Annotated in this window: 21 protein-coding genes; 8 read left to right on the top strand and 13 right to left on the bottom strand. The window is 68.2% G+C overall.

Annotated features, from left to right (window positions below; genetic code table 11):
- Window positions 1–28 precede the first annotated feature (28 nt).
- From ACIHA7_RS06395 to urtA, 6 genes are read right to left on the bottom strand one after another with little or no spacing between them, the layout of a single operon-like run.
- Complete coding sequence (locus ACIHA7_RS06395; protein WP_397286131.1) at window positions 29–724, bottom strand: GntR family transcriptional regulator; 696 nt, start codon at window positions 722–724, stop codon at window positions 29–31.
- Between the two features lie 10 nt (window positions 725–734).
- A complete protein-coding gene (gene urtE, locus ACIHA7_RS06390) occupies window positions 735–1,427 on the bottom strand; it encodes an urea ABC transporter ATP-binding subunit UrtE (protein WP_397286129.1) in 693 nt (230 codons plus the stop codon).
- Window positions 1,427–2,248, bottom strand: coding sequence for an urea ABC transporter ATP-binding protein UrtD (gene urtD / locus ACIHA7_RS06385; RefSeq protein WP_397286127.1), 822 nt, complete (start codon window positions 2,246–2,248; stop codon window positions 1,427–1,429). The genes urtE and urtD overlap by 1 nt, the downstream gene beginning before the upstream one ends.
- A complete protein-coding gene (urtC, locus tag ACIHA7_RS06380) occupies window positions 2,245–3,393 on the bottom strand; it encodes an urea ABC transporter permease subunit UrtC (protein WP_397286125.1) in 1,149 nt (382 codons plus the stop codon). Before urtC ends, urtD begins: the two co-directional genes overlap by 4 nt.
- Window positions 3,390–4,274: an urea ABC transporter permease subunit UrtB gene (gene urtB / locus ACIHA7_RS06375; protein ID WP_397286123.1), complete on the bottom strand. Its 885-nt coding sequence runs from the start codon at window positions 4,272–4,274 to the stop codon at window positions 3,390–3,392. The genes urtC and urtB overlap by 4 nt, the downstream gene beginning before the upstream one ends.
- Window positions 4,275–4,304: 30 nt before the next feature.
- Window positions 4,305–5,543: an urea ABC transporter substrate-binding protein gene (gene urtA, locus ACIHA7_RS06370; protein WP_397286549.1), complete on the bottom strand. Its 1,239-nt coding sequence runs from the start codon at window positions 5,541–5,543 to the stop codon at window positions 4,305–4,307.
- 369 nt (window positions 5,544–5,912) lie between these two features.
- On the opposite strand from urtA, the gene ACIHA7_RS06365 reads away from it, so the two are divergent.
- A complete protein-coding gene (locus ACIHA7_RS06365; protein WP_397286121.1) occupies window positions 5,913–7,739 on the top strand; it encodes an acyl-CoA dehydrogenase in 1,827 nt (608 codons plus the stop codon).
- A gap of 60 nt (window positions 7,740–7,799) precedes the next feature.
- On the opposite strand, the gene ACIHA7_RS06360 is transcribed toward ACIHA7_RS06365, so the two are convergent.
- Window positions 7,800–8,633 (bottom strand): TetR/AcrR family transcriptional regulator, encoded by an 834-nt coding sequence (locus tag ACIHA7_RS06360; protein WP_397286119.1) that lies wholly within the window; start codon window positions 8,631–8,633, stop codon window positions 7,800–7,802.
- 75 nt (window positions 8,634–8,708) lie between these two features.
- On the opposite strand from ACIHA7_RS06360, the gene ACIHA7_RS06355 reads away from it, so the two are divergent.
- The gene (locus ACIHA7_RS06355; RefSeq protein WP_397286117.1) at window positions 8,709–9,941 is read left to right on the top strand and encodes an MFS transporter; all 1,233 of its coding nucleotides are present in this window, start codon (window positions 8,709–8,711) and stop codon (window positions 9,939–9,941) included.
- A 280-nt stretch (window positions 9,942–10,221) separates the two neighbouring features.
- Here the strand turns inward: ACIHA7_RS06355 and ramB are convergent, their stop codons facing one another.
- Window positions 10,222–11,628 carry an acetate metabolism transcriptional regulator RamB gene (ramB, locus tag ACIHA7_RS06350; RefSeq protein ID WP_135233721.1) on the bottom strand — a complete coding sequence of 469 codons (1,407 nt, stop codon included), beginning with the start codon at window positions 11,626–11,628 and terminating at the stop codon, window positions 10,222–10,224.
- A 93-nt stretch (window positions 11,629–11,721) separates the two neighbouring features.
- Here ramB and ACIHA7_RS06345 point away from each other — a divergent pair, with 93 nt between their 5' ends.
- The 6 genes from ACIHA7_RS06345 to ACIHA7_RS06320 all read left to right on the top strand — a co-directional run bounded on the left by ACIHA7_RS06345 (window position 11,722) and on the right by ACIHA7_RS06320 (window position 17,003).
- The gene (locus ACIHA7_RS06345; RefSeq protein WP_397286114.1) at window positions 11,722–13,233 is read left to right on the top strand and encodes an ATP-dependent DNA ligase; all 1,512 of its coding nucleotides are present in this window, start codon (window positions 11,722–11,724) and stop codon (window positions 13,231–13,233) included.
- 179 nt (window positions 13,234–13,412) lie between these two features.
- Complete coding sequence (locus tag ACIHA7_RS06340; RefSeq protein WP_397286112.1) at window positions 13,413–14,648, top strand: lipase family protein; 1,236 nt, start codon at window positions 13,413–13,415, stop codon at window positions 14,646–14,648.
- Between the two features lie 92 nt (window positions 14,649–14,740).
- Window positions 14,741–16,030, top strand: coding sequence for an anion permease (locus tag ACIHA7_RS06335; protein ID WP_397286110.1), 1,290 nt, complete (start codon window positions 14,741–14,743; stop codon window positions 16,028–16,030).
- A gap of 13 nt (window positions 16,031–16,043) precedes the next feature.
- Window positions 16,044–16,328 (top strand): hypothetical protein, encoded by a 285-nt coding sequence (locus ACIHA7_RS06330; protein ID WP_397286108.1) that lies wholly within the window; start codon window positions 16,044–16,046, stop codon window positions 16,326–16,328.
- 10 nt (window positions 16,329–16,338) lie between these two features.
- On the top strand, window positions 16,339–16,674 hold the full coding sequence (locus tag ACIHA7_RS06325; RefSeq protein WP_397286106.1) for a DUF3349 domain-containing protein: 336 nt from the start codon (window positions 16,339–16,341) through the stop codon (window positions 16,672–16,674).
- Window positions 16,675–16,691: 17 nt separating this feature from the next.
- Window positions 16,692–17,003: a DUF3349 domain-containing protein gene (locus ACIHA7_RS06320; RefSeq protein ID WP_397286104.1), complete on the top strand. Its 312-nt coding sequence runs from the start codon at window positions 16,692–16,694 to the stop codon at window positions 17,001–17,003.
- A 16-nt stretch (window positions 17,004–17,019) separates the two neighbouring features.
- Here the strand turns inward: ACIHA7_RS06320 and ACIHA7_RS06315 are convergent, their stop codons facing one another.
- From ACIHA7_RS06315 to ACIHA7_RS06295, 5 genes are all read right to left on the bottom strand, one after another.
- Window positions 17,020–17,847, bottom strand: a complete 828-nt coding sequence (locus tag ACIHA7_RS06315) for a class II fructose-bisphosphate aldolase (protein ID WP_397286102.1) — start codon at window positions 17,845–17,847, stop codon at window positions 17,020–17,022.
- A gap of 40 nt (window positions 17,848–17,887) precedes the next feature.
- The gene (locus ACIHA7_RS06310; protein WP_397286100.1) at window positions 17,888–18,841 is read right to left on the bottom strand and encodes a hexose kinase; all 954 of its coding nucleotides are present in this window, start codon (window positions 18,839–18,841) and stop codon (window positions 17,888–17,890) included.
- A complete protein-coding gene (locus tag ACIHA7_RS06305; protein ID WP_397286098.1) occupies window positions 18,838–20,001 on the bottom strand; it encodes an N-acetylglucosamine-6-phosphate deacetylase in 1,164 nt (387 codons plus the stop codon). The genes ACIHA7_RS06310 and ACIHA7_RS06305 overlap by 4 nt, the downstream gene beginning before the upstream one ends.
- Window positions 19,998–21,080: an ROK family protein gene (locus ACIHA7_RS06300; RefSeq protein WP_397286096.1), complete on the bottom strand. Its 1,083-nt coding sequence runs from the start codon at window positions 21,078–21,080 to the stop codon at window positions 19,998–20,000. The genes ACIHA7_RS06305 and ACIHA7_RS06300 overlap by 4 nt, the downstream gene beginning before the upstream one ends.
- Window positions 21,081–21,153: 73 nt before the next feature.
- Window positions 21,154–22,068, bottom strand: coding sequence for an SIS domain-containing protein (locus ACIHA7_RS06295; RefSeq protein ID WP_397286094.1), 915 nt, complete (start codon window positions 22,066–22,068; stop codon window positions 21,154–21,156).
- Window positions 22,069–22,110: the final 42 nt, after the last annotated feature.

The raw sequence follows: 22,110 nt of genomic DNA, 5'->3' as shown, positions 1-22,110 counted from the left end.
GCTGTTGCCCGCCCGCAACGCGTTTGTGTCAATCTCTCACGGCCTGAGCCAATTTGGTGAGTTCCAGGGCCCGCTGAGCGCGGGCTAGCACCTGCGCGCGGGAACTATCGATATGCGCGGTGAGGGCCGACATGGCGGCCTGCACGTCGCCGGACAACAACTGCTCGGCGATCGCGATGTGTTCGGCGGTCATGGTGGCGATCCGATCGGCCGTCGGCGCATCCAAGGTGCGCACCGGGCGCACCCTGCGGTGCACGACCGTAAGCGCTTCTGCCAGCGCGGAATTGCCCGCCGCCGCCAGCAGGCCGGTGTGGAACTGCTCGTCGGCGACCAGCGCGTGGCCCGGCTCCGGCGGGTTGTCGAGCAGTGCCCGCCAGCTGTCGAGCTCGGCTCGGATCAGGTCGAGATCGTGGGCGGCGGTAGGAGAGTCGACCCGCACCCGCTGCATCCCCGCGGCCTCCAGCACGATACGCAACTCGTACAGCTGATCGAGCTCGTCGAGCCGAGGCCGGTACGGAAACAGCCCGGCGGAGCGCCGCTCAACCAGCCCGTCGGCCTGCAACCGGGCAAGGGCCTCGCGCACCGGTGTGCGCGATACCTGGTAGAGCTGGGCAAGTCGCTTCTCGCTGAGCCGCTCGGTCGCCGCGATCACTCCGGCGGTCAGATCCCGGCGCAGCGAGTGATACACCCGCTCGCGCAACGGGACCCGTCCCTCGCCCGGCATGGCGGTCGGCTCAGATCGCCATCGCCGAGCGGACCGCGGTCTCCGCGCCCGCGCCGCCCGCTCCCGTTGCGGTGACCCGACCCGCGGCCAGGATGTAATAACGCTGCGCCGCTTGCAGTGCGAAGCCGATGTGCTGCTCCACCAGCAGCACGCTCAACCCACCGCGGCGGGTCAGATCGATGATGGTGCGCTCGATTTCGGCCACCACCGACGGTTGGATGCCCTCGGTGGGTTCGTCGAGGATGAGCAGGCGCGGCTCGGTGATCAGCGCGCGGGCGATCGCCAACTGCTGACGCTGCCCGCCGGAGAGCAGACCGGCCTTGCGGCTCAACAGTTCCCGCAGCGCGGGAAACAGGTCGAGCGATTCGTCGATCAACGCCTTGCCGCGTTTGCGGCCGTCGGCGACCACCTGCAGATTCTCCGCCGTGGTCAACTGCGGAAAACTCTGCTGCCCCTGCGGCACATACGCGACCCCGCGCCGCACCCGCCGCGACGGCGACAGCTTGGTGATCGGCTCGCCGTCGAGCCTGATCTGCCCCGACGCGGCGCCGATCAGCCCGACTGCGGTACGCAACAGCGTGGTCTTACCCGCGCCGTTGTGCCCCATGATGGCCACCACGCTGTCGTCCGGAACGGTGACCGAGACGCCGTGGATCACCTCGGTCCGGCCGTAACCGGCATGGATATCGATGAGCTCGAGCATCAGACGGACTCCTTCACCGTGGCAGGGTCGGCCAGCGCGGTACCGATCGCGGCGGCCGTGCCGAGGTAGACCTGCTGCACCCGCGGATCCGCCTGCACCTGTTCGACGGTGCCCTCGCTGAGCACCTTGCCGCCGGCCAGCACGGTCACCGAGCTGGCGAAGGCGCGCATGAAGTCCATGTCGTGCTCGACCACGACGACGATGCGGGCACCGCCGATGCGGCGCAACAGATCCCCGGTCTCCTCGCGTTCCTCGGCGCTCATGCCCGCGACCGGCTCGTCGAGCAGCAGCACCGACGCGTTCTGCACCAGCAGCATGCCGATCTCCAGCCACTGCTTCTGGCCGTGGGCGAGCACGCCCGCGGGCTTGTCGCGCAGGTCGCCGAGGCCGGTGAGCTCCAGCGCCTCCTCGATGCCGGGCAGCACCGACTTGCGGCGGCGCAGCATGGTGAGCGCCGAACGCCCTGCACCCGCAGCGATGTCGAGATTCTGCAGCACGCTGAGCTGTTCGAATACGCTCGCCGTCTGGAAGGTGCGGCCGATGCCGAGCCTGGCGATCTGGTGCACCTTCTTGCCGAGCAGTTCGACGCCGGTCTTCTGTACCGATCCGGTCGCCGGGACCAGGCCGGTGATCGCGTTGATGAGCGTGGTCTTGCCCGCGCCGTTGGGGCCGATCAGAAAGCGCAGATCACCTTGCAGCACAGTGAGATCGACGTCGGACACCGCCTTGAACCCGTCGAAGCTCACCGACAGGCCACGGATTTCCAGGTACTCGCTCGACATGCCCGCATTGCCACCGGGTTTCGGGGTGAGTGTGGTCATCGGGATTCCACCTTTTCCGGCTCGATCTCGGACTGCGGTGCAACGACCGCCGGTGTGGCCAACGTCGGCCCGGCTCGGCGAAACCTGCTGTCCAGTGCGCCCTTCAGCATCGGCCAGACGCCGGCCAGCCCGGCCGGGATGAAGCCGATCACCACGATGAACAGCACGCCTTGCAGATACGTCCACCCGGACGGGAACTCCTCGGAGAGCGCGGTCTGCGCCCAGGCCACGCCGATCGCGCCGAGCACCGGGCCGAGCAGGGTGGTCCGGCCGCCGATCGCGACGCCGATGAGGAACGCGATCGAGGGCACCACGCCGATATCGGCGGGCGAGATGATGCCGACGATCGGGGTGAACAGCGCACCCGCGATGCCGGCGAAGAAGGCGGCCACCACGTACGCGACGATCTTGACGTTGGCCGGGTCGTATCCGAGGAAACGCACCCGCTCCTCCTGATCACGCACCGCGACCAGCAATTCGCCGTACCGACTTCGCATCAGCTGGCGCGCCAGGGCGACCACCACGAGCAGCGTGCCCGCCGCGATGAAGAACAGCATCTTCCGGTTCACCGGATCGGACAGCTTGAACCCGAAGAAGGCCCGGAAGTCCGACAGCCCGGTGAAGCCGCCGATGGCCTGCTGCCCGGTGAGCAGGATCGCCAGCGCCGCCGCCAGCGCCTGACTGAGGATGGCGAAGTAGGCGCCCTTGACCCGCCGCTTGAACACGCCGTACCCGAGCACCGCGGCGACCAGCGCCGGCAGCACGAGAATGCCGAGCAGTGCCACCGGCGCGGACGCGAAAGGCTGCCAGAACGACGGCAATTCGCGAATACCGGAGATCTCCATGAACTCCGGCACCTCGTTGCCGAGCCGCGCCGCATCGGCCATCTGCAGATGCATCGCCATGATGTAGGCGCCGATACCGAAGAACACGCCCTGGCCGAGCGTCAGCATTCCCCCACGGCCCCAAGCCAATCCGATACCGACCGCCACAATCGCGAAACAGAGGAACTTGGCGAGCAGGTTCAGCCGGAAGTCGCTGAGCACCGCGGGCGCCACCGCGAACAACAGAACGGCGGCCAGGCCGAAGCCGCCGAGCGCGGTCAAGGTCGAGTGCGCGCGCCACCGTGCTACCAGCGTGGTCATGCCAAACTCCTTGTCCGGACGGTGAACAGGCCCTGCGGACGCACCTGCAGGACGATGACGATGACGACGAACACGATGACCTTCGCGATCGACGCGGTGGTCGAGTATTCGATGTAGGAGTTCAGCAGGCCGAGCGCGAAGGCGGCGATCACCGTGCCCTTGATCTGGCCGAGCCCGCCGATCACGACCACCAGGAACGCGTCGATCAAATAGCTCTGTCCGATGGTCGGACTGGTCGAACCGATGAGGGTGAGCGCGACGCCGGCGACTCCGGCCAGGCCGGACCCGATGAAGAAGGTGCTGATATCGGTGAAACGGCTTGACACTCCGCTGGTTTCGGCCAGACTCCGGTTCTGCACGACGGCTCGGATGCGGCGCCCCATCGGCGTCGTCTTCAGCACGGTGGCCAGCGTGATCACCGCGGCCACGGCGAGCACGAGAATGAAGATGCGGCTCTTCGGCACCACCGCGCCCAGAATGGTGACACCGCCGCTGAGCCATTCCGGCGCGATGACATTCTTGGCAGGCGCGCCGAAAAGATCACGGGCCAGCTGTTGCAGCACCAACCCGACACCGAAGGTGACCAGCAGGGTATCCAGCGGCCGGTCGTACATCCAGCGGATCAGGCCCATCTCCAGCGCCGCGCCCAGCAGCCCGCCGACCAGGAAGCCGACGAGCAGCGACACCACCAGTGAGACGCCGGCCGACGAAATGACCTTCTGCACAACATAAGTCGTGTAGCACCCGGCCATGATGAATTCGCCGTGCGCCATATTGATCACGCCCATCTGACCGAAGGTCAGCGAGAGGCCGAGCGCGGCGAGCAACAGAATTGATCCCAGACTCAGCCCCGTGAAGAGCTGGCCGATCACCACGTCCACAGGGACTCCTCGAATATCGGGCCGGGCGAATTACTTGAGGCCCTTGGCCCATTCGTAGGACTTCAAATACGGGTCGGGCGTGATCGCTTTACCCGAGTCCCACACCGTGTAGATGAGCCCGTCCGGCCGGATCTCGCCGATGCGGGCGGTCTTGGTGATGTGATGGTTCGAGCCGTCGAGGGTGACCAGGCCCTCGGGCGCCTCGAAGCTGACGCCGTCGGCCGCGGCCTGAACGTCGGCCACCTGGAACGACTTCGCCTTCTCCACGGTGTTCTTCCACAGGAACACCGAGGCGTACGCGGCCTCCATCGGGTCCGAGGTCGGCTTGTCCGCGCCGAACGCGGCCTTGTAGTCCGCGACGAACTTCTTGTTCGCCGGGGTGTCGACGGTCTGGTAGTAATTCCACGCGGTCAGCTGGCCCGCGATGTTCTGCGCGCCGATGCCCGCGACCTCTTCCTCGGCGATGGACACCGAAACCACCGGCATCTCAGCGGCTTTCAGGCCGGCGTTGGTGTATTCGCGGAAGAACGCCACATTCGAGTCGCCGTTCAGCGTGTTGAACACCGCGCCCGCCTTGGCATTACGCACCTTGTTCACGATGGTGGAGAAGTCGGTCGAGCCGAGCGGGGTGTAGTCCTCCCCCTTGATCTCGATGCCGTTGGCCTTCGCGTACGCCTTGATCTCGCGGTTGGCGGTCTGCGGGAAGACATAGTCGGAGCCGACCAGGTAAAGGGAGGTAATGCCATGCTGCTTCAGGTAATCCAGCGCGGGGACGATCTGCTGATTGGTGGTCGCACCGGTGTAGAAGATGTTCTTGCTGTCTTCCAGGCCCTCGTACTGCACCGGGTAATAGAGCAGCGAGTTCAGGCTCTCGAACTTCGGCTTCATCGCCTTGCGGCTCGACGAGGTCCAGCCGCCGAACACCGCCGCCACACAGTCGGCGCTGATGAGTTTCTCCGCCTTCTCGGCGAAGGTCTTCGGGTCCGACGCGCCGTCCTCGAGTACCAGCTCGATCTTCTTACCGAGCACCCCGCCCGCGGCGTTGATCTGGTCGACCGCGAGTTTGGTGGAGTTGGCGACGGTGACCTCGGAGATCGCCATGGTGCCCGACAGCGAGTGCAGCGAACCGATCTTGATCGAATCCTTCGACGTGTCGACGCAGGAGGCGGCGTTCGAGCCGGTGGTGCCTGCGTCGTCTTTGGCGCCACAGGCGGTCAGCAACAGTCCGGCTAGCGCTACCGCGGCGGGAAGGGCCACCGTTTCGACCATGCGCCGGGAGCGGGATCGAGGGATGGCACGGGTATCTGACATGGGGCGGACCCTTCTCGCTTCATCAGGTAATTCGGCGGCACGGCGTGCACCGCGGCGAATACCTCCGCCTTCGCCCCGGTCAGGACGGTCGCCGGGGGTGTATACAGCGGGTGTATTCGTGCAGCGAACGTTAGACAGAAGTTGTTGCGCCGGAATATCTCTCGGTGACGAGTCCGTTTCGTCTGTTTCGTCCGTGTGAACGTTTACGGTTACCGGCTGGTGAACCTCGGTGAGGGGAGCGCCGAGCTTACGGTTGCGTAGCGTCGCCGCGGTACGGCAGGCTGCGTTTGTACATCGTCAGAACGGCCGAAACCTGGGAGGACCGTCGTGGGTCACTACAAGGCGAACGTGCGAGACATCGAGTTCAATCTGTTCGAGGTATTCGGTCTGGACAAACTGCTCGACACCGGCGCCTACGGCGATCTCGACTCCGACACCGTGCGCGAGATCCTGGCCGAGGTGAAGCGGCTGGCCGAGGGCCCGATCGCGGAGTCCTTCGCGGCCGCCGACCGCGATCCGATCACCTTCGACCCGGCCACCAACTCGATCTCGGTGCCGGACGCGCTGCGCAAGTCCATCACGGCCGCGCACGACGCCGACTGGAGCAGGCTCGGCCTGCCCGAGGGTATGGGCGGCACGCCCGCGCCCGCCGCGGTGGTCTGGGCCGTTCAAGAGATGATCGTCTGCGCCAACCCGGCGGCGTGCTTCTTCAACATGGGCCCGGTGATGGGCTCGGTGCTCTACAACGTCGGCACCGAGCAGCAGCAGCGCTGGGCCACCGAGGGTTACGAACGCGGCTGGCAGGGCACCATGGTGCTGACCGAGCCGGACGCGGGCTCCGATGTCGGCGCGGGCCGCACCAGGGCGATCGAGCAGCCCGACGGCACCTGGCACATCGAGGGCATCAAGCGGTTCATCTCCGGCGGCGATGTCGGCGACACCGCGGAAAACATGTTCCACCTGGTCCTTGCCCGCCCGGAAGGCGCGGGACCCGGCACCAAGGGCCTGTCGCTGTTCTACGTGCCGAAGTTCCTGTTCGATCCCGAGACGCTCGAGCTCGGCGCCCGCAACGGCGTGTACGCGACCAATGTCGAGCACAAGATGGGCCTGAAGTCCTCGCCCACCTGTGAGCTCACCTTCGGCGGCGAGGTGCCCGCGGTCGGCTGGCTGGTCGGTGACGTGCACAACGGCATCGCGCAGATGTTCCAGGTGATCGAGAACGCGCGCATGGTGGTCGGCATCAAGTCCACCGGCACGCTGTCCACCGGGTACCTGAACGCGCTGGACTACGCCAAGCAGCGCATCCAGGGTGCGGACCTGACCCAGATGAGTGACAAGGCCGCGCCCCGCGTGCCGATCACCCGGCATCCGGATGTACGGCGCTCGCTGGCTCTGCAGAAGGCGTACGCCGAAGGCCTGCGCGCGGTGTACCTGTACACGGCGGCGCATCAGAATCCCGATGTGGCGGAGCTGGTTTCGGGCGCGGACGCCGAATTGGCGCATCGGGTCGACGATTTGCTGCTGCCGATCGTCAAGGGTGTCGGCTCGGAGCGGGCCTACCAGTACCTGACCGAATCCCTGCAGACCCTCGGCGGCTCGGGGTACCTGCAGGACTACCCGATCGAGCAGTACATCCGGGACGCGAAGATCGACTCGCTGTACGAGGGCACCACCGCGATCCAGGCGCAGGACTTCTTCTTCCGCAAGATCATTCGGGACAAGGGCGTGGCGATCGGGCACGTCACCGGGCAGATCGCCGCGTTCCTCGACACCAAGAGCGGTCGGTTCGAGACCGAACGCGAGCTGCTGCGTACGGCATTGGCCGACGTGCAGGCGATGGCGGCCACGCTGACCGGCTTCCTGATGGCCGGTCAGCAGGACCCGGCCGAGCTGTACAAGGTCGGTCTCGGCTCGGTGCGGTTCCTGCTCTCGGTCGGTGACCTGCTCATCGGCTGGCGGTTGCTGGTGCAGGCCGAGATCGCGGCCGCCGCACTGGCTTCCGAGGCGGCGGAGAAGGATCGGGCGTTCTATGCCGGAAAGGTCGCTGCGGCAAGCTTCTTCGCGAAGAACGTGCTGCCGGAGCTGACCGCGAACAAGGCGATCATCGCCGCGATCGACAACGACATCATGCAGTTGGCCGAAGCGGCTTTCTGACCGCAGCCGACCGAAGGCGTCCGGTACTCGGCTCAGCCGGGTAAGGGCGCCTTCTGGCGTTCAGTCCGCGAGCAGTTTCAGCACGACCGGACGGGACAGGGTGCCCGAGACCTGGCGGGCCAGCTGGTTGGCGCTGGTGCCTTCGGCGTGCGCGGCGCGCAGGGCCGCGGCGAGTTCGTCGCGGGCCGCGTCGGCCGCTGCCTGGGCGTCGCGGAGTCGTTGCGCTGCGCGATCGACGCTCGTCGGGTGGTCGGCCGGGGTGGCCAATTCATTGACCGCAGTGGCCTCCGTGGCTGCGGCGGGCGCCGGGGCGGGCGGGAAGTTGCGCATCGCCGCCCTGGCGAACTCCTGCATGAACTCGCGGGTCGCGTCCTTGTCCTCGGCGTTGTCGCCGAGCAGCAAGCGGGTGGTCTGCGGCACGGCCAGGCTCCAGTTGGACATGCCGCAGAGGGCGAGCAGCAGCCGGCCCGCGTATCGGGCGTCGACGCCGAATTGTTCGCTGGCCCTGTCGAATTTCTGCTCGTAGTGCTGGGCGCGCCAGCCGTCGATGTCGTGCGCGTCGACGCCGCGGTGCAGGCCCTCCCACAGCAGCAGGCGCAGCAGTTGCGGGTTGTTGTTGTGGTAGTCGAACAGCTTGCCGACGTAGCGGCCGGGGTCGGTCTCGGCCAACGGCTGGACCACGTCCATGAACTCGCGCATGGTGTCGATCAGGATCACGTCGAAGAGCTTGTCCTTGCTGCCGAACAGGCCGTAGATGCGTTCCTTGTTCACCCCCGCCGCCTCGGCGATGCGATCGACGCGCGCGCCCGCGAGGCCGTATTCGGCGAATTCGTCGCGCGCGGCACGCAGCAGCGCCTGTTTGGTCGCGTCACTGCGCTTGATGGTGGCCGTCATGGTCTCGACTTTACCATTCCATTAAACCAACTATTTGGTTGACAATGCGGCTCGGCCGGTCCTACTGTCATCGGCATGGCTACGCCGACTCTTCCGCTGACGACCGGTACTCCGGCCACCGCGCCCACTGTGAGCGCTTCCCCGCGCGCGCACACCGCGCGCACCCTGCCCGTCTTCGTACTCGCCGCACTGCTCGCCACCGGGCAGATGTACGTGCCGATTCCCCTGTTCACGGCCATGAAAGCCGACTGGAGCGTCGGCTCCGGCGTGATGACCTGGATCATCAGTGCGTTCGCCTTCGGCTACGCGGGCGGCTTCGTGCTGTTCGGGCCGCTGTCGGATCGCTACGGACATCGCCGGGTGCTGATGACCGGCATGCTGATCGCCGCAGTGGTCACCCTATTGACCGGTTTGGCTTTCAGTGCACCGGTCGCCCTGGTGTTGCGCGTCGTGCAGGGTCTCGTGGTCGGGTCCATTCCGCCCGCGATCATGGCCTACGTCGCCACCCGTATCGCGCCCGCGCACCGCGCGGTGGTGACCATGTCCATCGCCACCTCGTTCCTCGCCGCGACCGTCGTCGCGCAGATCGTCTCGCAGGCCGTGGTCGCCTCGTTCCCGTGGCGCACCGTATTCCTCGGCTCCGCAGTCGTTTTCGCGGCGCTCGCGTTCGCGCTGCGCGCTGTGATGCTCGACGACGCCCCGACCGGCCGGGATCTGCCGTTGCGGCACAGCTACGCCGCGATCCCCGCCGTGCTGCGCATCCTGCCGCTACTGCCGATGCTGGTGGCCGGTGCGATGAGCATGGCGGTGATGGTCGGCATCTACACCGGGCTCGAACTGACCGGCGTAATCACCGACTCCGGCGAGCTGCTCACGCTGCGCGCGGGTGCGCTGCCGGTGATGGTGGCGCTGCCGCTGCTGGCCGTGCCGCTGGCGCGGCTGTCCAAGCACAGCCAGATCGTGCTCGGCGTGCTGGTCGCCGCCGCCGCGATGGTGGCCGCCACCTTCGAGGGCACGCACCTCGCGGCGCTGACGATTCTGCTGGCCGTGCTCGTCGGCGGGTTGGGCATCATCGCTCCGGCAGTGCTGCAGAGCGCGGGCGAGCTGGGCGGTGAATCCCGTGCTGCGGCAATGTCGGTCGCGATGTTCAGCTTCTACGTGGGTGCCACCGCGGGCCCACTGGTCGCGGCCGCCGCTGCGCCGCACGGCTTTTCCGCCCTGGCCTGGACGCTGGCCGCCTTGCTCGTCGCCGCATTGGCGATGACCTTGGTGGGCCTGCGCGTCCAGCGAAAGGCCTTGGCTGCCTGAGTATCCAGCGGTCGGCCGACCACTGTGCGCCGATCCGAGCCTTCGGCAGTCGGCGGTGCTGCCGATCTGATCGGTCCGTCGCGGCGCTGCTGTCAGGCGGTGTTGTAGGCGCCGCTTGACAAGGCGGGCATCGTCAGGTGGTTACCGGCTACCTCACTGGGCGGGCATCGTCGGCGGGCACCCCACTGGGCCGCCACCGTCGGCGGACACCTGATAAGGCCGGCATCGAGAAACGGTGCCGGCCTTCGTTGTTGTCCAGGGGGACTCGCTCGGTCCGCGCCTACTTCAGCACGTACGGCGACACCGAGCTGCGATGCTCGCTGATATCGAGGACCTTGCCGAGCGGCGGGAACGCCCGCTGCGGGCAGTTGAGCCGTTCGCAGACCCGGCAGCCCGCGCCGATCGGGGTGGCCTGGACCTCGTCGAGATCGATGCCGTCGGCGTAGATCACCCGGCCCGCGTGGCGCAGCTCGCAGCCCAGACCGATGGCGAAGGTCTTGCTCGGCTGGCCGTAGCGGGTCGCCCGGCGCTCCACCGTGCGCGCGACCCACAGGTACTTGCGGCCGTCGGGCATCTGCGCGATCTGCGTCATGATCTTGCCCGGGTAGGCGAAGGTCTCGTAGACGTTCCACAGCGGGCAGGTGCCGCCACTGGCGGAGAAGTGGAACCCGGTGGCGGACTGCCGTTTCGACATATTGCCCGCCCTGTCCACCCGCACGAACGAGAACGGGACGCCGCGCAGTTTCGGCCGCTGCAGGGTCGAGAGCCGGTGGCAGATGGTCTCGTAGCTCTGCGTGAAGAACGCGGAGAGCCGCTCGATGTCGTAGCGGAAGTCCTCGGCGACCTCGTGAAAGTGCGTGTAGGGCAGCACGGTTGCCGCCGCGAAGTAGTTGGCCAGCCCGAGCATCGCCAGCTTGCGGGTGTCCTCGGAGGCGAAATTGCCCTCCTCGACCAGCTTTTCGAGCAAGCCGCCGCATTCGAAGTACGCGAGCTCGGCGGCGAGCTTGAACGTACGCTGACCACCGGACAGGTGCGGCGCGATCTCCAGCCGCTGCGTCTGCTCGTCGTACCGATGCAGCACGCCCTCGCCGAGGTCGATCCGCTCCACGATCCGCACATCGTGCGAACGCAGGATCCGCGCGACCTCGCTGTTCACGTCACCGCCGTGGAACCGGATGCGTGCGGTGAGTTCCTCTGCGGCGGTGTCCAATTCGTGGATGTAGTTCTGCCGCTGATAGAAGAAATCGCGCACCTCCTCGTGCGGCTTGCTGATCGCCGCGCTGCCGGAACCGTCGGAGAACCGATCCTCGGTGGCGGCGGCCAGCTGGGCGGAGGTGTTGCGGTAGCGGTTGTGCATGTTGACCAGCGCGCGGGCCATGCTCGGATGCGCGGACACCATGTCCGCGATCTCCTGGGTATCGGCCTCGATGCCGAGCTCCTGATCCATCACGACCTCTTGCAGCTCGGCGATGAGCCTGGTGTCGTCCTGGGAGGAGAAGAAGGTGGCGTCGACCCCGAACACCTCGCTGATCCGCAGCAGCACCGGGACGGTGAGCGGGCGCACGTCGTGTTCGATCTGGTTGAGGTAGCTCGCCGAGATCTCCAGCTTCTGGGCGAGTGAGACCTGGCTCAGCCCCCGTTCGGTCCGCAGCTGACGAAGCCGCGCCCCGACGTAAGTCTTGGCCATGCGTCCAGTTTATGGGCGTTTTCGCAAGCCTGCCAATGGGGAATTAGCAGCAGTGTTGAGCGATATGTCACAGGGAGGCGTTACCGTCGACTCGTGTTGTTCTCGCATGTCGTCCAGGCTTCGGAGACGGTCCGCGCGACCAGGTCACGCAAGACGAAGATCGCAACCTTCGCCGAGTTGTTGACCGCCGCCGCGCCGGACGAACTCGCGCCGGTGGTCGCGTGGGCATCCGGCGAGCTACGACAGGGCCGGATCGGCACCGGCTGGCGCACCCTCACCGCGGTGGACACTACTCCGGCACTCGTTGCGACGCTGACGGTTTCGGCGGTCGATGCCGCGCTGTCCGATCTGGCCGAGACCGCAGGTGCCGGATCGGCGGCCAAACGCAAGGCTCTGCTCGCCGCACTGTGGACCGCCGCGACCGCCGACGAGCAGGCGTTCCTGCTGCGCCTGCTCACCGGCGAGCTGCGCCAAGGGGCGCTCACCGCCATCGTCAGTGAGGCCGTCGCCGTGGCCGCGGGAGTGCCGGTCGAGCTGGTGCGCCGCGCCTACATGCTGTCCGGGCGGCTGCCGGTGACCGCGATCGCGGCGCTGACCGGCGGCGTCGAGGCGCTCAACGAATTCCGGCTGGAGGTGGGCCGCCCGATCCAGCCGATGCTCGCCTCGCCAGGTGCTTCGCTGGACGAGGCGCTGACCGAGTTCGACGGGGACGTGAGCGTCGAGATCAAGATGGACGGCGCACGGATCCAGGTGCATCGTGACGGTGCGCGGGTGTGGGTGTTCACCAGGACGCTGCGCGACATCACCGCGGGCGTGCCGGAGCTGGTGGAGCTGGTCGCCGGGCTCGACTGCACCAGCGTCGTGCTGGACGGTGAAACCCTGGCGCTCACCGATGCCGGACGGCCGCGGCCCTTCCAGGAAACGATGAGCCGGTTCGCCGAGGTGAGTTCCACCAGGGAACTGCTGCTGCACCCGTACTTCTTCGACTGCCTGCACCTGGACGGTACCGACCTGCTCGACGCCCCGCTGTCCGAGCGCCGCGCCGCGCTCACCGAAGTGGCCGCCGCGCACAGCATTCCCGCGCTGATCCGCCCCGCCGAAGAGGCGGCCGCCGAGTACTTCGACGGTGCGCTCGCCGCAGGCCACGAGGGCGTGATGATCAAGTCGCTGTCCGCGCCCTACGCGGCGGGCAGGCGCGGCCGGGCCTGGCAGAAGATCAAGCCGACGCACACCCTCGACCTGCTGGTCCTAGGGGCGGAGTGGGGCTACGGCCGCCGCACCGGCTACCTGTCGAACCTGCATCTCGGAGCTCGCGACCCGGAGACCGGCGAGCCCGTCATGGTGGGTAAGACCTTCAAGGGTCTGACCGATGCGCTGCTGCAGTGGCAGACGGCCGAGTTCCCCCGGCACGAACGCGCCCGCGACGAGCAGACCGTGTACCTGTGGCCCCAACTCGTCGTCGAGATCGCCCTCGACGGCGTCCAGGTCAGCCCGCGCTACCCCGGCGGCGTTGCCCTGCGCTTCGCCCGCGTGGTCCGTTACCGCCCCGACAAGGACCCCGTCGAAGCCGACACCATCGACACGGTGCGCGCCCTACTCCCGTAGCCCGACCGAGCCCGTTCGCCGCCGACTCGCGGGAGTCCGCCCGATGTCGGGCGGTTCACGACGGCCGGTGCGAAGATTGCTCTGCCACTGCAAGTGTGGGCTCCTCAGGGGTGTAGGTCCACGTCAGACTGCAGTGGTTCGGCGGGTTGCTGCTTCGGGAGCGGGGTCAAGTGGGTTCGATGACGGGGCGGCTCTGTGCCGTTGCCCTTGCGGTACTGGTGGCGTTCGGCGCGGTGCTCGGGGTCAACTCGCACGCCAGTCCGCTCGACGAATTGCTGTTCCCGTCCCGCGAAGTCGCCGGGATCATGCCGACGCCGCTGGGCGATCCGTTCTATGGGCCGCCGGTCGGCTTCGAAAGCCGCGATCCCGGAACGGTACTCGCGTCGCGTCCGGGCGGCACCGGGGTGACGATGGTCCCGCTCACCTCGACGGAGCTGCTGATCCGCTCCACCGACGCCAAGGGCAATCCGGTCCCGGTGGTGGCCACCCTGCTGATGCCGACGGCCCCGTGGACCGGCCCAGGCCCACGCCCGCTGGTGAGTTTGAACCCGGCGATCGACTCACTCGGGCACCGGTGCGCGCCGTCCTACGAGCTGCGGATGGTGTCGAGCAAGCTGTGGCAGGCGCAGATCCCGCTGTCGAAGGGTTACGCGGTACTGGTGCCCGATCATCAGGGTCCGCGGCAGGCGTACGCGGCGGGCCTGATGGCCGGGCACGCGGTGCTCGATGCGATCCGGGCCGCGGTGCAGACGCCGGAACTCGGCCTGGCGCCGGACGCGCCGACCGTGGTCACCGGCTACTCCGGCGGCGCCATCGCGTCGGGGTGGGCGGCGCAGTTGGCGCCTGGGTACGCTCCGGAGATCAATCTCGTCGGCGCCGCGTTCGGTGGTGTGCCCGCCGATTTCACCCTGCTGCTGCACACCATGAACGGCCGCGACGCCGCGTCCGGGGTGTTTCTGGCCGCGACCCTGGGGTTGGCGCGGGAGTACCCGGAGATGCTCGACCTGATGAACGACAACGGGTGGCGCATGGCGCGCATCGGCAAGGATTTCTGCATGGCGGCCGAGGAGTTCGTCGGCATCGTGGCGCCGATTCCGGTGCAGGCGCTCACCGATGTGGCGGCGCCGACCGAGCTGCCCTTCATTCGGGAGATCCTGGCGCAGAATCGGCTCGGTGCCGTGCCGCCGACCGTCCCGGTGTTCCTGTATCACGGTCTGAACGAGTTCTGGGTGCCGTTGGCCGGAGCCGAGAACCTCTACGCCGACTGGTGCCGCGGCGGTACCCAGGTGGATTTCCAGATATATCCCGGTGAACACTTCATCGTCAGTACCAGCGGAATCCCCGGCACTCATGCCTGGATAGACGACCGCTTCGCCGGTAAGCCGGTGACCCCCGGCTGCACCCGATTCGGCTGATAGGGGACAGGATCCAACTTTATCGCACCGGCGACGCGCGGTTAACCGCAACCACCTGGCAATCATATTGACCCGTGCCGCACACTGGACACGTGACCGTCGAATTACTGGTTCTCCTGATCGTCATCGTCACGGCACTCGCATTCGATTTCACCAACGGCTTCCATGACACCGCCAACGCCATGGCGACCTCGATCGCCACCGGCGCGCTCCGGCCGCGCGTCGCGGTCGCGTTGTCCGCGGTGCTCAATCTGATCGGCGCCTTTCTCTCGGTCGCGGTCGCCGCCACCGTGGCCAAGGGCATCGTCCGCCTCGACGCGGTGCAGGGTCATGATCTGCTGATCATCGTGTTCGCCGGACTGGTCGGCGGCATTCTCTGGAACTTGCTCACCTGGCTGTTCGGCCTGCCGTCCAGTTCCTCGCACGCACTGTTCGGCGGCTTAATCGGCGCCACCCTCGCCGCGCTCGGCTTCAGCGGCGTGATCTGGGCGGCCGGCTCGGACGGCGTGCTCACCAAGATCATTCTGCCCGCTGTGCTCGCGCCGATCATCGCGGCGATGGTGTCGGCCATCGGCACCTGGCTGGTCTACCGGATCACCCAGAAGTCCGAGCCGGCGAAGGTGGAGGCGGGTTTCCGCTGGGGCCAGATCGGTTCGGCCTCGCTGGTCTCGCTGGCGCACGGCACCAATGACGCGCAGAAGACGATGGGCGTCATCTTCCTCGCGCTGGTCGCGCACGGGTCGCTCACCAAGAACGACGAGATGCCGCTGTGGGTGATGGCCGCCTGCGCCGTCGCCATCGCGGCCGGTACCTACCTCGGCGGCTGGCGGATCATCCGGACCCTCGGCAAGGGGCTCGTCGAGATCGAATCGCCGCAGGGTCTGGCCGCCGAATCCGCGTCGGCGGCGATCATTCTCACCTCCGCGCACTTCGGCCTGCCGCTGTCGACCACGCAGACCGCGACCGGCTCGATCCTGGGCACCGGGCTCGGCAAGGGCGCCGAGGTGCGCTGGGGCGTGATGGGGCGGATGGTGGTCGCCTGGCTGTGCACGCTGCCGCTCGCCGGGCTGGCCGGTGCGGCGTGCTGGGCCATCGCGCACTTCATCGGCGGGTTGGCCGGCGTGCTGGTGGTATTCGCGATCCTGCTGACGCTGTCGGGTCTGATCTATCTGCGCTCCCGGCGGGACCCGGTGGACACCACCAACGTCAACGAATGGCCGGGTGACACGCCGGGCGCGCCGACCAGTGTTGCGAAGGCCGAAGCGGCACGCGACGAACAAGCCGCCGAGCCGGACACCTCGACCGACCCGAAGGACTCGGCGCCGAGCGGCGGGGACGCACCCGCCGAGCCCGGTCAGTCGCCGCGGTCGGCGCAGGTTTAGAGAGGAGCAGGACGTGCATACGCTCATCACCAATCTGAACTCCCTGTGGAAGGTCGCGCTGGCCGGGTTGATACTCGGGGCCGGATTGCCGATGGTGTTCGCGATCGGCGTCCGGTTCTGGTCGATGGCGGAGACGGTGACCCCGGACGGCCGGGTGACGCAACGCAACTACCCCGCGCTCACGGTCGCGCTACTCTGCTTCGGACTGATCATCGCGGCGATCATCACCGGGATCCTCTATACGGCAAAGGCTTTCATCGCCGCGAGGTTCGGCATTCACCTGTTCGGACAGTCCTGAAGGGCGCAATGTGACCGATCAAGCGAAATCCGCAGAGCTCAGGCCGAAGGTACTCGGCCGGATCATCGGCTGGCTGCGGGCCGGCTACCCACAGGGCATCCCGCACTCCGACTATGTCGCCTTGTTCGCGGTGCTGCACCGGCACATCACCGATTTCGAGGTGGTGGCGATCGCCGAGGAGCTGGCCGCGGAGAACCCGAACAGCGAGATCACCCGCGCCGAGATCGAGGACGCCATCGCGCGGGTCGCGAAGGAACAGCCGGACGAGGTCGATGTCGCCAGGGTGGCCTCACACCTCGCGGCGGGCGGCTGGCCGCTCGCCGACCCACCCGCCGACCTCGACTGAGCAAGCAGCGTTCACCGATGCCACCCTTCCTGAACGCCATCATCGACTGGCTGCGGGCCGGCTATCCGGACGGTGTCCCGGAAGCCGACTACATCCCCCTGCTCGCCCTGCTCCGGCGCCGCCTCTCCGACGACGAGGTCCGCCAAATCGCCGCCGAACTAGCGGGTTCCGGCGATTTCCCGGCCGACAAAACCGACATCCAGGTGATGATCACCAAGGTCACCAACGAAATGCCCTCGGAGGCAGACGTTTCACGCGTGCAGACGCGCCTGGAAGCACACGCCTGGCCGCAGCACGGCGCCCCCGAGGACCCCGGCCCGGCGTCCTAGCCCACGCACGGGCCGGTCAGCCGGCGAGCAGGTGGAGGAAGTGGGTTACCTCGGACCGGATGGCGGTGCGGGCGGGGGTGAGGTATTTGCGCGGGTCGGAGAGGGTGGGGCTGCCGGTGAGGGTGGTGCGGATGGCTTCGGTCATGAGCACGTTCAGGCGGGTGGCGATGTTGACCTTGGTGATGCCGTGCTGGACGGCGGCGCGCAGGCCGTCGTCGGGGACGCCGGAGGAGCCGTGCAGGACCAGGGGGACGGGAACCTTGGCGGCCAGGTGGGCGATGAGGTCGTTGTCGAGGGTGGCGGTGCGGGTGTGCATCGCATGGGAGGAGCCGACGGCTACGGCCAGGGCGTCCACACCGGTGGCGGCGACGAAATCGACGGCTTCGTCGGGGTCGGTGCGGACGCCGGGGGCGTGTGCGCCGTCCTTGCCGCCGACCTCGCCGAGTTCGGCCTCGACGTGCACGTCGCGGTCGTGGCACCAGCGGGTGATGTCGGCGGTGGCGGCGAGGTTGGCGGCGTAGTCGAGGGTGGAGCCGTCGTACATGACCGAGCGGATGCCGAGATCTACTGCGGTACGGATCAATTCGGGGGAGGTGGCGTGGTCGAGGTGCACGGCGATGTCGGCGGTGCTGTCCGCGGCGATGCGCAGGCAGGCGAGGGCCAGCGGGGCCAGGCTGCCGTGATAGTTCGCGGTGTTCTCCGAAAGTTGCAGCAGGACAGGTCGTTTCGCCGCCTCGGCGGCGGCTGCGATGGCTTCGGCGTGCTCGAGGGTGATCACGTTGAACGCACCGAGCCCGCCGGGTCTGGCGGCGGCGATCAACGCGGAAACGGGTGTCAGCGGCATAGCGAAATCTCCTGAAAGCTCACCACACCCGGCATCGGGCTCAGGGGGTGGTTTCTTGGCGGGTGGGTAGGTCCAGCTGGGTGACCCGGACGGTGGGTGCGATCCGGGTGCGCAGGCAACGGTCGATCTCCCCGGCGACGGGAATGACGACCGCCGCGGCGGAGGTGGCCACGGCGTCGGTGAGGATGGCGGGCCAGGCGGGGACGGAGTCGGCGGTGAGGGCGGCGATCACCGCGGCGGTCGCGGAATCGCCCGCACCCGTGGGGTTTCCGGCCAGTGGCTCGGGCAGGGTGGCGACCCAGGCGCCGTCGGCGGTGACGGCGACCATGCCGTCGGCGCCCCTGGTGGCGATGACGGCGCGGACACCGGCCTCGATCAGCGGGAACGCCGCGGTGACGACTTCGTCGGCGCTGGCGGGCTTGATACCGGTGAGCCGGTGCAGCTCGTCACCGTTGGGCATCAGGATGATGCCGGGAATCTGGGCGGCCAGGCGCAGCGCCTCGCCGTCGACGTCACAGATGGTCGGCACGTCGGCCGCGATGGCGGTGCGGGCGATCTCGGCGGGCAGGGTGTCGGCGATGCCGCCGGGCAGCGACCCGGAGATGACGAGGCCATCGATGTCGGGCAGCATGCCCGCGACGCGGACCGCGAGCTGCTCGGCGGCGTGTGGATTGGACACCCGGGCGCCGGGCTCCCACAGTGCGGTCGCGGTGCCGTCCTCGGACTCGCTGATCACCACCGTGCGCCGCACCCAGGGCAGTGCGTGCACGAAGTCGACCGGCATCTCCAGCTCGGCGGCGGCCGCGAACGCGTGGTCGGCGAAACCCGTTGCCCTGGCGTATTTTCCGAGCTGATTCAACACGCGGGTGACGTTGATGCCCTTGCCGCCGATGCGTTGCTCGACCGAGCGCACCCGATGCGCCTGCCCGCGCTCGAAGTGCTCGACGCGGTAGGTCATGTCGTAGGCCGGGTTCATGGTCACGGTGAGGATCACGACAACCACTCTCCTCGCCTGAGCACCCGGCGCAACCGGAGCGTCTCGTCGACTATCAACAAATCGGCGAAATAGCCCGTACGGAGGTCGCCGACGTCGGGTAGCCGCAGGGCGGCCGCCGGGGTCGAGGTGGCCGCGCACACCGCGTCGGCCAACGGCACGCCGGAGTCGCGCACCGCGCGCGCCACGCAGTCGAGCAGCGTGCTGACGCCGCCCGCGATCGAACCGTTCGCGATCCGGGCGACCCCTTGACGCACCGTCACCGACTGCGGACCGAGTTGATACTCGCCGTCCGACAACCCGGCCGCCTGCATGGCATCGGTGATCAGCGCGACCCGCCCCGGCGCGGTAGCGAAGACAAGCGCGGCGAAGCCCGGATCGACATGCACACCGTCACCGATCAGCTCGACCGTCGCGTGCCCGGCCGCGGCGGCGACCAGAGCCGCGCCGACCGGACCGGGTTCCCGGTGGTGCAGCGGCGGCATGCCATTGGCCAGATGGGTAGCCACGGTGCCGAACCCGGTGGACCGCAACGCTTTCAGGAACGAGGTGTAGTCGGCATTGCTGTGCCCCAGCGCGACAACTACCTCGTGGTCGGTAAGCCGTTGCGCGACAGCGTCGTAGCCGGGACGCTCCGGCGCCAGCGTCATCATCCGAAGCTGCCCACCGCCCGCGGCGAGTAGTCGATCGGTCAGCTCGAGATCCGGATCGCGCAGAAACCGGGGATCCTGCGCCCCGCAGCGCGCCTCCGAGAGAAACGGCCCCTCGGTATGAACGCCGCCGAGCAGCCCGTCTTCGGCGAGTTCCCGCAGTACCGCGGTCTGCGCGACCATGTCCGCGGCAGCCGCGGTGACCACGCTGGCCACCACGGTCGTCGATCCGCTCGCATGGTGAAATTGCGCCGCCGCTCGGGCTTCCATCGCATCCACGGTGTCGAACCGATGCCCGAACCCACCGTGATTGTGCATGTCCACCAGGCCGGGCAGCACCGTGCCTGCGAAGGCGGGCGCAGCCGAATCCGGATGCGCCGCAGCCCACTCCGCGAACGGCGCCACGGCAGTGATTCGGTCTCCGGCGACCGTGACGACGCCGTCCGCGAGCTGAGCGCTCGCGGAAACGACGCGCCCGCGGATCGTCGTCTCGGTCCCGGCGCCGATCATTCGAGCGCCCCATGCCTTGCGAACAGCGCGGCCCCCATCAACCCAGCCCGAGCACCGAATTCACCGAGCACGACGCGCGGTGCGGCAAACAACCGAAGCCGGTCGGCGATGGCTTGATGCAGCGGGTCGGTCAGCGCGGCACCCGCTCCCGCCAGCCCGCCACCGAGGATGATCAGTTCGGGGCAGGCGGCGTGCACGATGCCGATCAGGCCGTCGGCGAGCGCGTCGACGGCGTCCCCGAGCACCGCCTTGGCATCGGTGTCGGTCTCCACCAGCGCGAATACTTCTGCCGCGCCGTTGATCTCGCGGCCGGTGCGGCGGGTGTAGGCGCGGGCGATCGCCGCACCCGAAGCCACGGTCTCCACGCAACCGGTGTTGCCACACGGACAGGGCAGACCGTCCGCACGGACCGGGATGTGCCCGTATTCGCCGACCTGACCGTACGAACTGCGCAGCAGATGTCCGCCGACGGACAGCGTGCCCGAGATGCCGGTACCGAGAATGACCACGCACACGTTGTCGTAACCGCGCCCGGCGCCGAAGCGCCATTCGGCCCAACCAGCAACGGCCACATCGTGTTCGATCAGCACCGGAATGCCCCAGCGGGTGACGAACCGGTCGCCGACCCGCACGTCGCGCCACCCGACATTGCTGCTGAACACGGCGATCGATCGGGCGGTGTCCACGATGCCGGGCAGCACGACGGCGGCCCGGCCGACCCGATCGCGAAGCTCGGGGGCCAGCTCGGCGAGCAACTGATCACCGAGCGCCCCCATCGCGTCGAAGGCCGCCTCGCCCTGCGGGGTCGCGACGGTGCCGACGGCGAGCACCCGGCCCGCGGCGTCGGTGATCTCACCCTTGATGGTGGTGCCGCCGACGTCGAGTCCGAGCACCAGCGCGTCCTCGGCCAACGCGTCCGGCTGCGGGCGCACCGCAGCCGGACGCGTCACTGTGCCGCCGCGATACGCCGCCGCGGTCGACCCGGCAGTCCCGGCCGCGGCGTCGGCGGCACCGGTCGAGGACGCCGGGCTTGCGGCTACAGCCGTTCGCCCTGCTCCCGGGTCCTGCGTGACTCCCATGCTCGGCACAGTAGTTCCCGGTTCGTGCTGCGGCGCGCGGCCGGCTGGTTCGAGTGTCACCGGGTCGGTCCGATCACTGGTCGAGGACGACCGAGCGATTGAGCCCACGCGGGTGGTCGGGGTCGAGGCCGAGATCGGCCGCGCGCAGCACACACAGCTGATGGACGCGCAACAGATCGGCCATCGGGTCGATGTCGCGGTGCTCGAAGTGCGCACCGGTACCGGCGATGTCGGCGGCGAAGTTGGGCACCAGCGGGCCGAAGGCCCAGACCGCGCGGCCCGGCGCGGAGATGGCGATCGGGCCGTGCCGGTACTCGGTGGCCAGGTAGGACTCGGTCCAGGACTGGCAGGATTCGCGCAGCTTCAGCCCGGACTCCTCGGCGATGGCGGCGGCGAAGCCCATGCCGACGAAGCTGATCTCCTCGGCGTGCCGGACGTCGGCGAGCGAGACGGCCGGGTCCTCGGCGAGCACCGCGCGGGCCTGCTCGATCACCGGGGCGAGGTCTTCGCCGAGGTGCCAGCGCAGGATCGCCAGCGCGGTGGTGGCGAAGCGGGTCTGCACCACCGATTCCTCGTCGACCTCGTCGATCAGGATCGGGTCGCCCAGCTCGAGCACCGGGGTGCCCGGACTGGAGCAGATGACGGTGCGGGGAATGTGTGCTGGGATGGCCCGCATGGCGTTGACCACCTCGGTGGTCGTGCCGGAGCGGCAGATCACCAGGTAGCGGTCGTAGTCGCGGCCATAGCGGACCTCGCTGGCGGGCCAGGCGTCGGTCAGACCGTGGCCTGCGCCCTCGCGCAGCGCCGCGATCGCTTTGGACATGAACAGGGAAGTGCCGCAACCGATCACGGCGACTCGCTCGCCCTTGTGGGGGAGGATGTCGCGATGTTCGGCAGCGATCGTTTCGGCGCGCGCCCAGTCGTCAGGCTGGGTGGCGACCTCGGTGGCCAGGTGGGTCACGGGCGTGGTTTCGGCGGAGATCGGCACACCAACAGAATCCGCCCGGTGATCGTTCATGTCAAATTTACG

It is taken from the genome of Nocardia sp. NPDC052316 (assembly GCF_044547795.1).
GTDB lineage: Bacteria > Actinomycetota > Actinomycetes > Mycobacteriales > Mycobacteriaceae > Nocardia.
The sequence above is the reverse complement of the archived record's forward strand: the minus strand, read 5'-3'. Positions and strand labels throughout refer to the sequence as shown.

Excerpts from the sequence above, each read along its gene's own strand:
- ACIHA7_RS06360 (WP_397286119.1), bottom strand. The coding sequence starts at position 8,633 with ATGACGGCCACCATCAAGCGCAGTGACGCGACCAAACAGGCGCTGCTG.
- ACIHA7_RS06305 (WP_397286098.1), bottom strand. The coding sequence starts at position 20,001 with ATGATCGGCGCCGGGACCGAGACGACGATCCGCGGGCGCGTCGTTTCC.
- ACIHA7_RS06395 (WP_397286131.1), bottom strand. The coding sequence starts at position 724 with ATGCCGGGCGAGGGACGGGTCCCGTTGCGCGAGCGGGTGTATCACTCG.
- ACIHA7_RS06315 (WP_397286102.1), bottom strand. The coding sequence starts at position 17,847 with ATGCCGCTGACACCCGTTTCCGCGTTGATCGCCGCCGCCAGACCCGGC.
- ACIHA7_RS06320 (WP_397286104.1), top strand. The coding sequence starts at position 16,692 with ATGCCACCCTTCCTGAACGCCATCATCGACTGGCTGCGGGCCGGCTAT.
- urtD (WP_397286127.1), bottom strand. The coding sequence starts at position 2,248 with ATGACCACACTCACCCCGAAACCCGGTGGCAATGCGGGCATGTCGAGC.
- ACIHA7_RS06340 (WP_397286112.1), top strand. The coding sequence starts at position 13,413 with ATGACGGGGCGGCTCTGTGCCGTTGCCCTTGCGGTACTGGTGGCGTTC.
- ACIHA7_RS06300 (WP_397286096.1), bottom strand. The coding sequence starts at position 21,080 with ATGGGAGTCACGCAGGACCCGGGAGCAGGGCGAACGGCTGTAGCCGCA.
- urtC (WP_397286125.1), bottom strand. The coding sequence starts at position 3,393 with ATGACCACGCTGGTAGCACGGTGGCGCGCGCACTCGACCTTGACCGCG.
- ACIHA7_RS06355 (WP_397286117.1), top strand. The coding sequence starts at position 8,709 with ATGGCTACGCCGACTCTTCCGCTGACGACCGGTACTCCGGCCACCGCG.
- urtE (WP_397286129.1), bottom strand. The coding sequence starts at position 1,427 with ATGCTCGAGCTCATCGATATCCATGCCGGTTACGGCCGGACCGAGGTG.
- ramB (WP_135233721.1), bottom strand. The coding sequence starts at position 11,628 with ATGGCCAAGACTTACGTCGGGGCGCGGCTTCGTCAGCTGCGGACCGAA.
- urtA (WP_397286549.1), bottom strand. The coding sequence starts at position 5,543 with ATGGTCGAAACGGTGGCCCTTCCCGCCGCGGTAGCGCTAGCCGGACTG.